This window comes from Paralcaligenes ureilyticus, assembly GCF_004346225.1.
Lineage (GTDB): Bacteria > Pseudomonadota > Gammaproteobacteria > Burkholderiales > Burkholderiaceae_B > Paralcaligenes > Paralcaligenes ureilyticus.
This window is the reverse complement of record NZ_SMAJ01000019.1, coordinates 70831-84208: the sequence shown is the minus strand read 5'-3', so window position 1 is coordinate 84208 and position 13378 is coordinate 70831. Positions and strand designations below refer to the sequence as shown.

At 57.6% G+C, this 13378-nt stretch carries 14 protein-coding genes; 4 read left to right on the top strand and 10 right to left on the bottom strand.

The window, feature by feature from the left end; all coding sequences use genetic code 11:
• Positions 1-320 precede the first annotated feature (320 nt).
• Both EDC26_RS17895 and EDC26_RS17890 read right to left on the bottom strand, forming a co-directional pair.
• Positions 321-887 (bottom strand): methyltransferase family protein, encoded by a 567-nt coding sequence (locus EDC26_RS17895; protein WP_132585240.1) that lies wholly within the window; start codon positions 885-887, stop codon positions 321-323.
• 91 nt (positions 888-978) lie between these two features.
• On the bottom strand, positions 979-1518 hold the full coding sequence (locus EDC26_RS17890; protein ID WP_132585237.1) for a GNAT family N-acetyltransferase: 540 nt from the start codon (positions 1516-1518) through the stop codon (positions 979-981).
• Between the two features lie 211 nt (positions 1519-1729).
• On the opposite strand from EDC26_RS17890, the gene EDC26_RS17885 reads away from it, so the two are divergent.
• Genes EDC26_RS17885 through EDC26_RS17875 form a run of 3 tightly spaced genes read left to right on the top strand, consistent with a single transcriptional unit; the run spans position 1730 to position 4917 of the window.
• Complete coding sequence (locus EDC26_RS17885; protein WP_132585234.1) at positions 1730-3778, top strand: OPT family oligopeptide transporter; 2049 nt, start codon at positions 1730-1732, stop codon at positions 3776-3778.
• A 42-nt stretch (positions 3779-3820) separates the two neighbouring features.
• A complete protein-coding gene (lplB, locus tag EDC26_RS17880; protein WP_243700972.1) occupies positions 3821-4132 on the top strand; it encodes a lipoate-protein ligase small subunit in 312 nt (103 codons plus the stop codon).
• 8 nt (positions 4133-4140) lie between these two features.
• Positions 4141-4917, top strand: a complete 777-nt coding sequence (locus tag EDC26_RS17875; RefSeq protein ID WP_132585249.1) for a lipoate--protein ligase family protein — start codon at positions 4141-4143, stop codon at positions 4915-4917.
• Between the two features lie 31 nt (positions 4918-4948).
• Here the strand turns inward: EDC26_RS17875 and EDC26_RS17870 are convergent, their stop codons facing one another.
• From EDC26_RS17870 to EDC26_RS17855, 4 genes are all read right to left on the bottom strand, one after another.
• Positions 4949-6280, bottom strand: coding sequence for a sensor domain-containing protein (locus tag EDC26_RS17870; RefSeq protein ID WP_132585231.1), 1332 nt, complete (start codon positions 6278-6280; stop codon positions 4949-4951).
• A 142-nt stretch (positions 6281-6422) separates the two neighbouring features.
• Positions 6423-7004, bottom strand: coding sequence for a peroxidase-related enzyme (locus EDC26_RS17865; RefSeq protein WP_132585227.1), 582 nt, complete (start codon positions 7002-7004; stop codon positions 6423-6425).
• Positions 7001-7546, bottom strand: coding sequence for a CMD domain protein (locus EDC26_RS17860; RefSeq protein ID WP_132585224.1), 546 nt, complete (start codon positions 7544-7546; stop codon positions 7001-7003). Before EDC26_RS17860 ends, EDC26_RS17865 begins: the two co-directional genes overlap by 4 nt.
• A gap of 102 nt (positions 7547-7648) precedes the next feature.
• Positions 7649-9085 (bottom strand): NAD(P)-binding domain-containing protein, encoded by a 1437-nt coding sequence (locus tag EDC26_RS17855; RefSeq protein WP_132585221.1) that lies wholly within the window; start codon positions 9083-9085, stop codon positions 7649-7651.
• A 129-nt stretch (positions 9086-9214) separates the two neighbouring features.
• Here EDC26_RS17855 and EDC26_RS17850 point away from each other — a divergent pair, with 129 nt between their 5' ends.
• The gene (locus EDC26_RS17850) at positions 9215-10153 is read left to right on the top strand and encodes a LysR family transcriptional regulator (RefSeq protein ID WP_132585218.1); all 939 of its coding nucleotides are present in this window, start codon (positions 9215-9217) and stop codon (positions 10151-10153) included.
• 33 nt (positions 10154-10186) lie between these two features.
• Here EDC26_RS17850 and EDC26_RS17845 read toward each other — a convergent pair whose 3' ends face one another.
• From EDC26_RS17845 to EDC26_RS17830, 4 genes are read right to left on the bottom strand one after another with little or no spacing between them, the layout of a single operon-like run.
• Positions 10187-10915, bottom strand: coding sequence for an amino acid ABC transporter ATP-binding protein (locus tag EDC26_RS17845; protein WP_132585215.1), 729 nt, complete (start codon positions 10913-10915; stop codon positions 10187-10189).
• On the bottom strand, positions 10912-11568 hold the full coding sequence (locus tag EDC26_RS17840) for an amino acid ABC transporter permease (RefSeq protein WP_132585212.1): 657 nt from the start codon (positions 11566-11568) through the stop codon (positions 10912-10914). The genes EDC26_RS17845 and EDC26_RS17840 overlap by 4 nt, the downstream gene beginning before the upstream one ends.
• Positions 11555-12283: an amino acid ABC transporter permease gene (locus EDC26_RS17835; RefSeq protein ID WP_132585209.1), complete on the bottom strand. Its 729-nt coding sequence runs from the start codon at positions 12281-12283 to the stop codon at positions 11555-11557. The genes EDC26_RS17840 and EDC26_RS17835 overlap by 14 nt, the downstream gene beginning before the upstream one ends.
• Before the next feature lie 9 nt (positions 12284-12292).
• Positions 12293-13168, bottom strand: coding sequence for an amino acid ABC transporter substrate-binding protein (locus EDC26_RS17830; RefSeq protein ID WP_132585206.1), 876 nt, complete (start codon positions 13166-13168; stop codon positions 12293-12295).
• Between the last annotated feature and the right edge of the window lie 210 nt (positions 13169-13378).

Genomic DNA, 13378 nt, shown 5'->3' with positions numbered 1-13378 from the left:
GCACTCCACATTGGGCTATTTGGCGCCCGATGTGTATGAAAAAGTAGGATCCAAAAAACTCACTTGAAACTGTCCACTAAAACTTGACCACGACAAACAGCGGCGCCCTTGCCTCCCCGAACCAGCCCATCCGTGCGGCGTGCCCGAGTCGCCCGCCCCACCTTAACCACCCATGCCGCTACCGCTGCTCAAGAAACGTGACCACCACTCATGTAGCGACAGCCCTTGTGGCTGCCATAAGCAAGGCAATACCCTCACATTGCTGGTAGTTGGATAGCCCCCTATAGGTTCAGATCGAGAAATCCGCAACAGGCTTCATCTTAAAAATATCTCCTGACCCGACTGCAATACTCCGAATATGGCTTGCCGTAGTGCCTCTTCAAATAATCTTCTTCACGCAATACTTGACGGTGGAACAGCCCTACGGCCGCGCCCATATACGCTAAAAGTATCCAATTGGGATGCACCAGGAATTGACCAAACAAGATAAGAGCAAACGCCACATAGATGGGATTGCGGCTCAAGGCAAAAACTCCCGTCGTTACGAGCTTGTCAGCATGTTGCGTATCGATGCCAACACGAAAGCTCCGGCCAAAAGAAACCAAACTCCACAACAATAGCAACAGGCCTGCGAGACAAAATAGCGCTCCGGCCCACGAGACTGCCCCAGACTGGAAAAACTCTTGTGTGCTCACACCAGACCAATGGAAAGCAGCGGCAAACACGACATAAAAATAGAAGAAGGCAAATGGCGGAATCAAAAAATCCGTCTTGTCTATTGACCCGAAATGCATTGCCTTTATCCCTTTTCTTCTCATCAACAGGATCCGGGTCCATACCATTCCAAGCATTAGCACAATGGTCAGTGCTGCAAAATATCTTGGCATCAGAATCCTCCGATCAATGTGATTTTTTTGCTCAATGCTTAAATAGACCCCAGAAATTGCGGCGCCGCGACTGAAGTCTCTATGCATGGACTCAAAGACGGGTATCACCGGGCAACGACAATGTCATTAGGACTTCATCGTAGTAGGTGCCATTTACCTTCAGCGCCCCAGGTTCCCGGCCATATTCTTCGAAACCCAACTTCCTGTAGAGTCGAAGCGCCGCAATATTGGAAGCCCCGACCGTTATCAATAACGCTTCCACCTGCTCACTGGCGTGTGCGATAAGCTGCTCCAACAATGCTTGCGCCAGCCCAGTGCCACGAGCCTCGGGGCGCACATACACCCCCACGATGCTGGCCTTGTGCCGCAATTTGGTCGTGTCGGGCACAAATAAGCTCGCGATGCCACATAAAGAAGAGCGCTCATTCAGCCAACCACCAAGAGTCACGTTCTTTTCCAGCCGATCTGAAAACTTTTCCAAGGCGTGTCTATTTTCCTCGTCCCAGGAACTGCTGAAGGCAGCCGGGCAGCTTTGCAAACCTTCCAAGCGAAGGCCTCGATAGGTGGCAGCGTCATCTGTGCCCAGGCGTCGGAAGATGAACGGTTTTCGTACGGGGCGGTCAGGCTTCATGGACGCGATGTATGGAACGAGGGATGTAGATTAACGTAGCTTGACCGTGGGCCGCAATCGATTCAGCCCCAGAACTCGGCCAAAACCGGCCTGTCCTACAATATCTTCAAAGGCCGCAGGGCAATCACGTTTGCATTGCGCCTTCCCCTAGAGATAGGCGCCACGCAATACTCACCGTAGCGTAACGCCTGATAACCTGCGACCCGTCCGTATGCCATCTGCCCAGCCGTCCCTGAAAGAACTAACACTCCGCGGCGTTGTGCTCGGCGCAGTTATCACACTGATTTTTACGGCTTCCAATGTCTACCTGGGATTGAAGGTGGGCCTGACATTCGCGTCGTCCATTCCCGCTGCCGTCATTTCCATGGCGCTGCTCCACTACTTCAAGGACTCCAATATCCTGGAGAACAACATCGTCCAGACGCAGGCCTCGGCCGCCGGGGCGCTCTCAGCGATTATTTTTGTGCTCCCGGCGTTGCTCATGCTGGGATACTGGCAGGGATTCCCGCTGTTTCAAACCGCAATGATCTGCGCCGCAGGAGGAATATTAGGGGTCATTTTTACCGTACCCTTGCGCCATGCCCTGGTGGTAAAAAGCGACCTGCCTTACCCGGAGGGCGTCGCGGCGGCCGAAATCCTGCGGGCGGGCAACCAGCACCCTGACGCAGTAAACGAACACCCTGCCGCCGAACGCATTCGGGCAAGGCCAGGCAACGGGCTGCTTGATATCCTTGCCGGCGCTGCATTTTCAGGCGCCTTCAGTCTGCTGACCAATGGCTTCAAGCTGGCTGCCGACAGTGCCAGCTACTGGCTGGTTGCCGGGCGTGCCATTTTCCAGATCCCCATGGGATTTTCCTTTGCGCTGGTTGGCGCCGGCTATCTCGTGGGCATCGTCAGCGGCATCGCCATGCTAATAGGCGTGTTGCTGTCCTGGGGTATTGCCGTGCCCTGGCTGACTGCCGTGACACCGATGCCCGCCGGCAGTTCAGCCGCCGACTTTGCGATGACGATCTGGGTATCCAAAGTAAGGCTGATCGGAGCCGGCATGATCGCTATCGCGGCCATCTGGACGCTGCTGACGCTACTCAAGCCGATGTACGAGGGCATGAAAATTTCGCTATCGGTGCTGAAAGGCGGTTCAGGCTCAACCAGCCTGGAGCACGCCGACACCGATTTATCCCCCAAGGCATTGGTACGAACCACCCTGCTCATGCTGATATTGCTGGCCGGCACGTTCTATTCATTTATTGCCACCACCCATGTGCCCACGGGCGTGGCATGGACCCTGGTGGCGGTAAGCACCCTGGTCTCCTGTGCTCTGGGTTTCATGGTCGCCGCCGCCTGCGGTTATATGGCGGGCCTGGTCGGTTCGTCGGCCAGTCCCATTTCCGGCATTGCCATTGTTTCCATCATGGCCATTGCCATGATCTTCATCGGAATCGGCGAATCGCAGGGCCTGCTGAATGATCCGGCCAATATCCAGTTCTTTACGGCGCTGACCCTATTCTGCACCTCGGTGGTCGTGGCCATTGCGGCCATTTCAAACGATAACCTGCAGGATCTGAAAACGGGCTGGCTGGTTCACGCCACTCCGTGGCGTCAGCAGGTGGCCCTCATCATTGGCTGCGTGGTGGGCGCTTTGGCCATCCCTCCTGTGCTGGATCTTCTGTACCAAGCCTATGGCTTTATCGGCGCGATGCCGCGCGCGGACATGAACGTTTCGCAAGCGCTGAGCGCGCCACAGGCAACCTTGATGATCACCATCGTCGATGGCCTCTTTGCCCATACGCTGGACTGGACCTACATCCTGATAGGAATTGCTGCGGGTGTGGCTGTCATTATCATCGACGTCATTCTGGCTCGCTGTACGCCGCGTTACCGCCTGCCGTCATTGGCCGTCGCAATGGGTTTATACCTGCCACCTTCCATTGTCCTGGCGCTATTCGTGGGCACGGTTATTTCCTGGTATGTGAAGCGCCGCATTCATCAATATGCAGCGAGGCAGCAGATCGATGTGGAACCGCTGTTTGCGCATGCCGAACGAAAAGGCACGCTGTTCGCGTCGGGGCTGATCGTAGGCGAGAGCCTGATTGGCGTTGTCCTGGCCATGACGATCGTGGTGTCGGTAAGCTCGGGCGGCAGTGACAGGCCGCTGGCCTTGGTTGGGCGTGACTTTGCGGGAACCGCGATGTGGATAGGATTGATCCTTTTTGTCGCCATGTGTCTGGTGTTTGCGCGACGCACGCTTAGGCGCGACTAAAACGACCAAAACGGCCACAGCGACTGAAGAAAGGAACAGGTGATGACTGAGTACAACAAACATGCTGACGCGACGATGCGCCATGGCGAATACAAAATCCCGGACGGAAAACTGGTCGTGGTCGACTTGCAGGTCGTACAGGGCTGCCTGCACGGGGTGAGGCTGTCAGGCGATTTTTTCCTGGAGCCGCCCGAAACCCTGGATGCCATTGACGCCGCGTTGAACGGCCTGCCGCAAGACGCCAGATTGGAACAATTGGAACAGGCCGTGCAATCTGCCGTTGGCGCCGACGTCGAGATGTACGGCATTACTGCGGCTGGCATTGCAACCGTCGTGCAAAGGGCTTTGGCATGAACCGTGAATTGAAGCGCAGCAGCTGGAATGAACATGATTGGCAACTGATCCATACCGCGCCGCAAATGCCGTTGCAGCACATGGCGCTCGATCAGGTATTGCTGGACGAAGTCGCCGCCGGGCGGCGAGCACCGACCTTGCGAGTGTGGGAATGGGCGGGCCCGGCCGTCGTGATCGGTATCTTCCAGTCGTTGAGAAACGAAGTCGATGCCGACGGCGCGCGAAAACACAACATCGAGGTGGTACGCCGCATCAGCGGCGGCGGCGCGATGTTCATCGAGCCCGGCAACACCATTACCTATTCCCTCTACGCGCCGCTATCGCTGATTGCCGGCATGAGTTTTCGCGAGGCCTATGCCTACATGGATGCCTGGGTGCTGGAGGCGCTGGGCGAACTCGGCATCAAGGCCTGGTACCAGCCTTTGAACGACATCACCTCAGCCCACGGAAAAATCGGCGGCGCGGCACAAGCACATCGAGGCGGCGCCGTGCTGCACCACGTCACGATGGCGTACGACATCGACGCCACGAAAATGCTGCAAGTACTGCGCATCGGGCGTGAGAAGCTATCGGACAAAGGCACGACATCAGCCGCCAAGCGGGTCGATCCGCTGCGCAGCCAAACCGGCTTGGCACGTGAAGTGATCATCGAGCGAATGATAGATGTTTTCCGGCGTCGCCACGGCTTGCGCGACGGCACGTTGTCTCCGTCTGAATTCGCGGCATCTGAAGCGTTGATTCAGGAAAAGTTCGGGACCGAAGCATGGCGCGCCAAGGTGCCTTGAGACCATTCGGCTCAATGCTTATCAGCGATAATCACCGCTTTTTCGCGAAATACATGGCCTTGTCGGCATGGTCGAGGAGCTGCTGCTCGCCATCGCCATGCTCGGGATAAAGCGCTATCCCGATGCTCGGCACGATGGTCAGGTTGTGGCCATCTATAGTGAAGGAGCGGCTCAGAGCCTTGTGGATTTTTTCCGCCACCAACGCAGCGTGCTCCGGCAATACAATACATTCGAGCAGGACCACAAACTCATCGCCGCCCACGCGAGCAACCGTATCCGATTCGCGCACGCACCGCTTCAGGCGCTTGGCAACCTCTTGCAGCAACAGGTCTCCGACGCCATGACCCAGGGTATCGTTGACCTGTTTGAATTTGTCCAGATCAAGGTAAAGCAAGGACAATCGTCCCTGCTCGCGCTGTGCCGCCAACAGCGCGACCTTCAGGCGATCGTACAGAAGCCCACGGTTGGGGAGGTCAGTGAGTTGATCGTACTGCGCCATGCGCTGCAGCCGAACTTGCATTTGCTGGCGCTCGATAACGGTGGCGATCTGAGTCGAAACGAACTGCAGCAGATCCTGGTCCTCGTCACTGTAGTACACGCCGCCCGGGTAGCTCTTGACTATCAGCACGCCGATCGTACCTTTGTGCGATTTGAGCGGAACGCCCAGCCAGCAAAATGGCAGATTCGCACCGACGGAAACTTGCAGCTCCGCCAAGCGAGCGGCCGCCGCCTCAGAAGTCAACAAAAGCGGCTGTCCGGTACGGATAATCTCTGCACAGAGCGTCCCGGCAACCGATCGCGAGGGCTTGGACGTCCGTTCGTACTCGTCCACGTGGTACGGAAAGCTCAGTTGATCGGTTTCGTCGTCGTACAGAGCAACGGAAAAATTATCTGCTTGCAGTAGCGTGCCGACGATCTGATGAATGCGTTTGAACAGCGCGAGCAGATCCTCGGCGGCGTAGGCCGCTTCGGAAATGGCATAGAGCGCAGCCTGCATCGATTCGGCTCGTTTGCGTTCGGTAACGTCACGCGCAACCCCGATCCGCAATTGCTCGGCGGGCGACCAGCGCGCCGACCACATGATGTGGACGACTTGCCCATCCTTGCGGATATAGCGGTTCTCGAAATGCAGTTGAGGGCGGCCCGCCATCACGTCGACCACCGACTCTCGGGTCAGATCGCGATCTTCGGGCACCATCATGTCGAACATGTTCTTGCCGATCATTTCCTGCGGCGTGTATCCAAAAATGCGCTCACATGCAGCACTGGCAAAAACGATATGGGCGTCGGCATCGACCGCGAAGACCGCATCGATCAGAAGATCGATGAAGCTGGCCAGCGGCGTGTAAGTTTTTGGTCCCATGGGGAAATTATAATGAACCCTGGTTGATCTGCTCCTTCACGTTGAGGCTGGTTCAATCCGCGAGCCCTGGATCCCACTTGGCTTTGACCTTGGGGAAATTTCCTGCGCTGCTTGCGACATGGCGGCCAAGGCCGCCCTATTATTACGAATACACAGGCTCGCCCAAGTTCATCATAAGCCGGTTGGCCCAGGCAAAGATGGATGTGACATGCAACAGATCCAGAATCTCGGCTGTCGCAAGCCCTGCGTCTTTAAGAGCCTGAATATCGTCCGGCCCAATGTTTTCGGCAGACTCGGTCAGGCGTACGGAAAATTGCACAATGGCTTTTTCGCGATCGTTGGTGCCGGCGGTACGTGGCGCATCGAAAACCTGGGCTACTGTATCGGCGCGCTTGGCCAACTGCTCGAATCGCTGCGCATGAACTGAAGCGCAATATACGCAGCCGTTGATCCGCGATACCGTCAGGGCACTCAACTCGCGCTCTGCCCGCGGCAAACCGCCTGGCGCATACATGATGGCGTTATAGGCTTCAGAGCGTTGCCTTAAAATGGCGGGCTGGTGCGCCAGCAACAGATAGTAATCGGACGTCTTGGCCTTGGGATTGCTAAGCCCCAGCACCTCGAGCTGTTCAGTTGTGGCCCGTGCGCAATCCACAACGTCCAGCCACGCCTTCCAGTCCAGTGTTTCGTTGGTAAAACCGTTGCTTTTGATAAGTGTGGTCATTGCGACTCCAAGGCTTTCATGGCCTGCAAGCCAGCCGTTACGCGTATCTGGTATGACAAAAAGGCAATTAACTGGGCCAGGGTAACAATGTCGGCAGCCGTCATGCCGGCAGCCTGTAGCTGATCGATCTGCGCCTGGTCGCCTTCTACCGGCTTGACTATCAGTTTGCGGGTGAATGCCAGCATCGCCTTCAGGTTTGACGGTTCCAGATCATCAAGCCGGTCGGCAGCGACTGCCGCGTCTATGGCAGGATCGCCATCATGGCGGGCCAGTGCAGCACGATAATGCTGCGCCAACCCAGTGGCCCGGGACAGCACGCAGGCATACCACGCCACCCGTAATCGATCACGGATTGCCAGGCCCTGGCCTGCGGGACTAAAAAAAAGATCATAGCTGTTTTGAGTTGCGTCGGATATTTTCTGGCGCGTGTGGCGTATGGCAAATAACGCATCATCTGGCGCAAGGCCCACCACCGCGTCGATCACGTCGTACCGTGCAACACTTGGCGTGGGAGTGCCGGGGCTGGCCGGGGAACTGTTCATGTCGTCCAAATACGGTCTCCTCAAAAAATAAAACGTACGGTATCCATACAGGTACGGATAATTGCCTTTGCACGGATGTCGCGCTGTTCGGCGCCGCGTCGTTCAGGCCGCCGCAGCCCATTCATCGCCAACGATTTCGGGTTCGTCAAAAGCTTGAAGTTCGTTGAAATGCTGGTCGATGTTTTCTACGAACAACAAACGGACTATGCCTTTGGACACCCGTTCTGCACCATCGCTGATAGCCGGAATATCGCCTGAAACCGTGCCGTGTGTAAGTGTTGCCGGGTAGCAAAAACAATGAACCCGCGACAGGCCAGGTAATGGATCGCTGGACTTCTCCTGGAATTCAAAATTGACTCCCAGGTCGGGCGCACCTTCAAGTTCTTTGTCCTTTTCGCCCGCATTGGGTTGATAGCGGTCTCCCCAGACGCGCACATGACGCGCAATCGTGGCATATTCAGAACGTGCGTGCCAATCGATAAAAAAACCGGTAGCGAGAATCAGGAAGTCCAGTTCGAAATTCTTTTTCGGTGTTTCAACGTGAAGATGTCCGTCTTTCTGGATTACGTTCTGAACGGGCGAGCCAAGATTGAAATACGCGTTGGCATGTCGCGAAACTCGCCGTACGCTGGCTTGTGGCGGTGGCACCTGCTGCTCGTTGATGTAATGCCGTACGCGCCATTTCCATTGGTCCGGTAAACCCAGATAGCCGTTTGTAAAGCCAGCGTTTGATGCACCCTTGCCTTTGTTTACGCGCGGAATATCGGCGCGGCGAATCAGCAAATCGACCCTTGCCGCACCATTTTCCAGAGCGGTGCCTGCGCTGTCCATGGCTGAAGCCCCGGCACCCACCACGCCGACTCGCAGGCCGCGCAAGGCGGAATAATCCGTAGTGTCTGACGAGTGGGCCCAGAACTCGTGTCCAATATTTTTGATGAAATCGGGTACGTAAGCACCACCAAGCCCCGCGCGCCCTGTGGCTAACACCACACGACGCGCATAGACGTGGATTTCGCCGGAAGGCGTCTGGATCTGAAGATCAACGTGGTCGGCATGAGGGATTATATTTTTAACGTGATGCTCGTTTTGAATATCCAGACTCATTACCCGCCGGTACCAGCGCAAATAGGCCATCCATTGCAAGCGCGGGATTTTATCCAGTGCGTCCCATGCCTGCCGGCCGTATTGCGCTTCGAACCAGGCACGAAATGTCAGTGCCGGCAAGCCTAGTGCAGGCCCGGTCAGTTGTTTGGGCGAGCGAAGGGTTTCCATGCGGGCCGTTGTGGCCCAAGGACCTTCGAACCCGCTAACTGCGCCATCGAAAATACGGGCTCGAACGCCCATATGCTGCAGCGCCACAGCGGTTGCCATACCGGCCATGCCACCACCAATAATGGCCACATCCAGTAGGTCCTGACCGTTTACCGAGGCTTGCGGCACCCATGGCTTGGAAGGCAGGTCGAGCCACGCGAGATCCTGCGCCAAGCGTTGCTCCAGAGCGGCTAGACCGGCGTGTTCAGAAAGTAATGGTGTTGTCATCGATCTTGGGCGACGATTTGTATTTGACAAATCGATTAACGTAGCTAATAGTGAAGCCAGTCTTTCATATATTAAAAAGCACAACAAGCGGGCTATCTAGAAAGCAGCTTTCGTCTTAAGCAAAGTGTTATGCGTTACGACCTCATCGATCTGAAACTCTTCATCGCAATAGCCGACGCCGGCAATATCTCGCGCGGCGGGGCCGCGTGCTTTCTGGCGCCCTCGTCGGCCAGCCTGCGCATAAAGCAACTTGAAGAATCGTTGGGCGCACAATTGTTCAAACGGGAGGCGCGTGGTGTAGTGCTTACACGCGCCGGCCAGGTCATGCTCGAGCACAGCCGACAGTGCCTGGCCGAACTGGAACAAATGCATGCCGATCTTGCGCCCTATGCGCTAGGGATCAAAGCCCATGTCACCTTGTTCGCCAGCAGCACAGCGATAGAGTCGTTCTTGCCCAATGATATGCAAGCGTTTTTGCACAACTACCCTGAAGTGCGAATTGTCATGGCCGAGCGCCTTAGCCACGAGACCTTGGCGGCTGTTGCAACGGGGCAGGCCGATATCGGCATCGTCACCTGGGATGGCGAACATCCCGAACTCGAATTCTTGCCCTATCGGCAAAATGAGCTGGTGGCGGTAGTACCTGAAACCGACAGTCTGACTCTGGGCGAGTCGGCGAGCTTTGCGGACTGTCTGGAACGGCCTTTCGTCTGCCTGCAAAGCAGCTCGGCCATATATACGTTTATCGCCAACAAGGCGGCAGCGCTGGGGCGTCATATCGATATTCGCATTCAGGTGGCCAGCTTCGCCTCCATGTTGTCGCTGATTCGGGCCGGAGTCGGCATCGGGCTGATGCCCCGCCCTGTCCTGCAGCTACTTAACTGCGAAGGCGTGCGCATACTGCCGCTGCGTGACGACTGGGCCGTGCGCCCGCTCAGAATTTGCAAGCGGCGCGACGATCAACACATGTCGCGGTATGCCCAGGCCCTATTGGCATGCCTGGATGCGGCCCGCCTGATAGCTTTTAACCCAATGAAAACGGTCGGCCTTTTACCTCCAGCCGCCTAGAAGTCCGCATGGCAAAACGACGCCGCTTTTTATTTAGTGGCTGAGCACCTTGGTGAGGAACTGGCGGGCGCGCTCGGTCGAGGGGTGTGCGAAGAACTGGGCCTTGGGCGAGTCCTCGAGTATTTCGCCACCGTCCATGAAGAGCACCCGTTCGGCCACACGCTGCGCGAACCCCATCTCGTGGGTCACCACCATCATGGTCATGCCCTCGAGCGCCAGAGCTTGCATCACTTCGAGCACCTCATTGACCATCTCGGGGTCGAGCGCCGAGGTGGGCTCATCAAACAGCATCGCTTTCGGGTCCATGGCCAAGGCCCGGGCAATCGATACGCGCTGCTGCTGCCCGCCCGAGAGTTGGCCGGGGCGGCTGGCTAATTTGTTGGCCAGGCCTACGCGCGCGAGGAGCTGTTCGGAGCGCGCATCGGCTTGCGCTCGCGAACGTTTCAGAACATGGATTTGCGCCAGGCTCACGTTTTGCAGCGCGGTCATGTGCGGATAGAGTTCGAAATTCTGGAACACCATGCCGATTTGCGCGCGCAGGGCGGGCAGGTCGGTATGTTTGTCGGCGACCGAGACGCCATCGACCGTAATCGTGCCCCGATCGAAGGGCACGAGGCCGTTGATGCATTTGATCAAAGTGCTTTTGCCCGAGCCCGAGGGACCGCACACGACGACGACCTCGCCCAATTTAATGGTCGCCGAGCAGTCGCGCAGCACCGCCGTAGGCCCATAGCACTTGTGAACTTTGTCGAGCACGATCATCTGGGAGAAGCCCTTTTGTAGCGTTGCACGCCCTTGGAAAGCGAAAAGCAGATCACCAGGTACACCACGATCACCAGGGTGTAGATCTCGGTGGGCCGGCCATCGCGCGAGGCCACCACGCTGGCCGAGGTCATGAAGTCGTGCAGGCCCACCACGTAGACCAGGGACGTGTCCTGGAACACGATAATGATTTGATTGAGCAGCAAGGGGATCATGGCGCGAAAGGCCTGCGGCATGACGATAAGGCGCAGAGCCTGCCATCGACGCATCCCCGTGGCCAGGCCGGCCTCGGTTTGCCCTGGACGCACGCTGTCGATGCCGGCGCGGATGATCTCGCAGTAAAACGCGGCCTCGAAAAGGACGAAAGCGGTCAGCGCCGAGGCCAGCGAACCGACAGGGTGGCCGATGATGAGCGGCACCAGGAAGTAAAACCAGAACAGGACCAGTATTAAAGGAACCGAGCGCATCACCGTCACGTAACTGGTGGCTACCGCCGCGACCGGTGCGCGGCGCGACAGCCGCATCAGGGCCAGCCCGAAACCCAGCAGCAGCCCGCCTGCGGTGGCCACGGCCACGAGCAGCGCGCTAAGCGCCATGCCTTGCGCCAAAAAGGGCCAGGAACGCGCGATCACGCCCCAGTCAAATTGGCCCATTGTCGACCTCGCGCTGAGGGATCCCGTTGACGCGCCGGTTGATGCTGCGCATGAGCGCGGTGACGGTCAGGCCGATCACCAGGTACGCGGCGGTGGCGACGGTGAAGGTCTCCAGGCCGTGAAAGGTGTAATTTTCGATATGCCGGCTTTGGCCGGTGAGTTCGAGCACGCCTATCGTGAGGCTGATCGAGGTCATTTTGACGGTAATCAGGAATTCCGAGGTGAGCGGCCCGATGATGGCGCGCAGGCCCAGCGGCAACAGCACCAGGCGAAACGCCTGCAAAGGCCGCAAGCCCGTGGCCAGGGCGGCCGGCAGAAGATGGATGGCCACCGCGCCGATGCCGGCGCGCACCTGTTCGGCCACGCGCGCCCCCATGAATAGGCCGATCCCCACGGCGGCAGTCATGAATTCGGGATCGGGCAGATCGCGCTTGAGCCAGACGCCCAGCGCGTTGGGCACGATGTCGGGGAACACGAAATACCAGAAGAACAGTTGGGCCAGCGCCGGGATGTTGCGAAACACCTCAACATAGACGCTCCCCAGGGCGTTGAGCGCGCGGCTGGGCACGCTTCGGGCCACGCCCACCGTCAGCCCCACAGTCAGCGCAATGACCCAGCTGATGAGGGTCATCAGGAGCGTCAGGCCCAGCCCGCTCCAGATCCATCCCCAGTAAGGGTCTTGCAGCAGAATGCCCCAGTCCCACCGGTAGTTCATGGCCTGCGCTTATTCGGGGTAGGAGAAGGTTTCCCAGGCGGCGCGCAGTTTGGGGCCGACTTTGGCGCCGTAGGGGCCAAACCATTTGTTGAAAAGCTTGTCAGCTTCGCCCGATTCGAACATCTTGGCCATGGAGTGGTTGACGATCCACAGGAACGTGGGATTGTTCTTCGGGATCATGAACCCCTGCGGCGCGTAGCCGTATTCGGGGCCGACGATGGCCAGGGCCGACGGATTCTTGGACTGCTTGACCATGCTGAAGAAGGCGCTGTTGTCGCAGAAGTAGGCGTCGGCGCGCCCGCTCTCGATGGCAATCAAGGCCGCGGCATGCGTGTCCACGTGCAGGACGCGAACGTTCAGCTTCATCTTTTTCATGAGCTCGTTGAACTCGGGCTCGGTGTTCCCGCCGGTGGGGATGGCCACCACTTTTCCATTAAGATCTTCCAGGCGCTTGATGCCCGATTTCTTCAGGACCAGCAGTTGGTTGGCGGCCACGTAAGAGACGGGCGAGAAATCGACCTGTTTGTTGCGCGAGAAGGTGTTGACCGCGCCCCCACAGGCGATATCGACCGTGCCATTGGCCACCAGCGCCTGGCGGTTCTGGATATTGATGGGCACGTACTTGATGGTGAGCGTGGGCAGCTTCAGCTCTTTTTGCGCGTCCGCGATAATCTGCTTGCACATGTCCACCGCATAGCCGTCGGGCTTTTGCTGTGCGTTCAGAAAAGACGTGGGTTCGATCGTTTCGCGAAAGCCCATGGTGATTTCGTGGGTGCTTTGCAGCTTCTTGACGATGGCGTCCACGTCTTGCGCAGCGGCGGCCGCCGCCGAAAACCCCAACACCAGGCAAGCTGCACCCACCACTTTCATGACACTTCGATTCATCTCTGGCTCCTTTTGTCTTCGCTGAAATTGCGATCTATTGAAAACGAGCTTTACCACTTTTGAACGATCAACAGTGCAGGATGTTTAAGTAACAACCGTTGCCCACTTCGTGCGATAGAGCCGTCTGCGAAGCAGTGTGGCATGCGAGGTCCGCTATGGGCAAGTTGCTTATCCCGGAATCAGCTTTCGTGTCTCGCGAAAGCTGATGGG

Excerpts from the sequence above, each read along its gene's own strand:
- EDC26_RS17895 (WP_132585240.1), bottom strand. The coding sequence starts at position 887 with ATGCCAAGATATTTTGCAGCACTGACCATTGTGCTAATGCTTGGAATG.
- EDC26_RS17890 (WP_132585237.1), bottom strand. The coding sequence starts at position 1,518 with ATGAAGCCTGACCGCCCCGTACGAAAACCGTTCATCTTCCGACGCCTG.
- EDC26_RS17885 (WP_132585234.1), top strand. The coding sequence starts at position 1,730 with ATGCCATCTGCCCAGCCGTCCCTGAAAGAACTAACACTCCGCGGCGTT.
- lplB (WP_243700972.1), top strand. The coding sequence starts at position 3,821 with ATGACTGAGTACAACAAACATGCTGACGCGACGATGCGCCATGGCGAA.
- EDC26_RS17870 (WP_132585231.1), bottom strand. The coding sequence starts at position 6,280 with ATGGGACCAAAAACTTACACGCCGCTGGCCAGCTTCATCGATCTTCTG.
- EDC26_RS17865 (WP_132585227.1), bottom strand. The coding sequence starts at position 7,004 with ATGACCACACTTATCAAAAGCAACGGTTTTACCAACGAAACACTGGAC.
- EDC26_RS17860 (WP_132585224.1), bottom strand. The coding sequence starts at position 7,546 with ATGAACAGTTCCCCGGCCAGCCCCGGCACTCCCACGCCAAGTGTTGCA.
- EDC26_RS17855 (WP_132585221.1), bottom strand. The coding sequence starts at position 9,085 with ATGACAACACCATTACTTTCTGAACACGCCGGTCTAGCCGCTCTGGAG.
- EDC26_RS17850 (WP_132585218.1), top strand. The coding sequence starts at position 9,215 with ATGCGTTACGACCTCATCGATCTGAAACTCTTCATCGCAATAGCCGAC.
- EDC26_RS17845 (WP_132585215.1), bottom strand. The coding sequence starts at position 10,915 with ATGATCGTGCTCGACAAAGTTCACAAGTGCTATGGGCCTACGGCGGTG.
- EDC26_RS17840 (WP_132585212.1), bottom strand. The coding sequence starts at position 11,568 with ATGGGCCAATTTGACTGGGGCGTGATCGCGCGTTCCTGGCCCTTTTTG.
- EDC26_RS17835 (WP_132585209.1), bottom strand. The coding sequence starts at position 12,283 with ATGAACTACCGGTGGGACTGGGGCATTCTGCTGCAAGACCCTTACTGG.
- EDC26_RS17830 (WP_132585206.1), bottom strand. The coding sequence starts at position 13,168 with ATGAATCGAAGTGTCATGAAAGTGGTGGGTGCAGCTTGCCTGGTGTTG.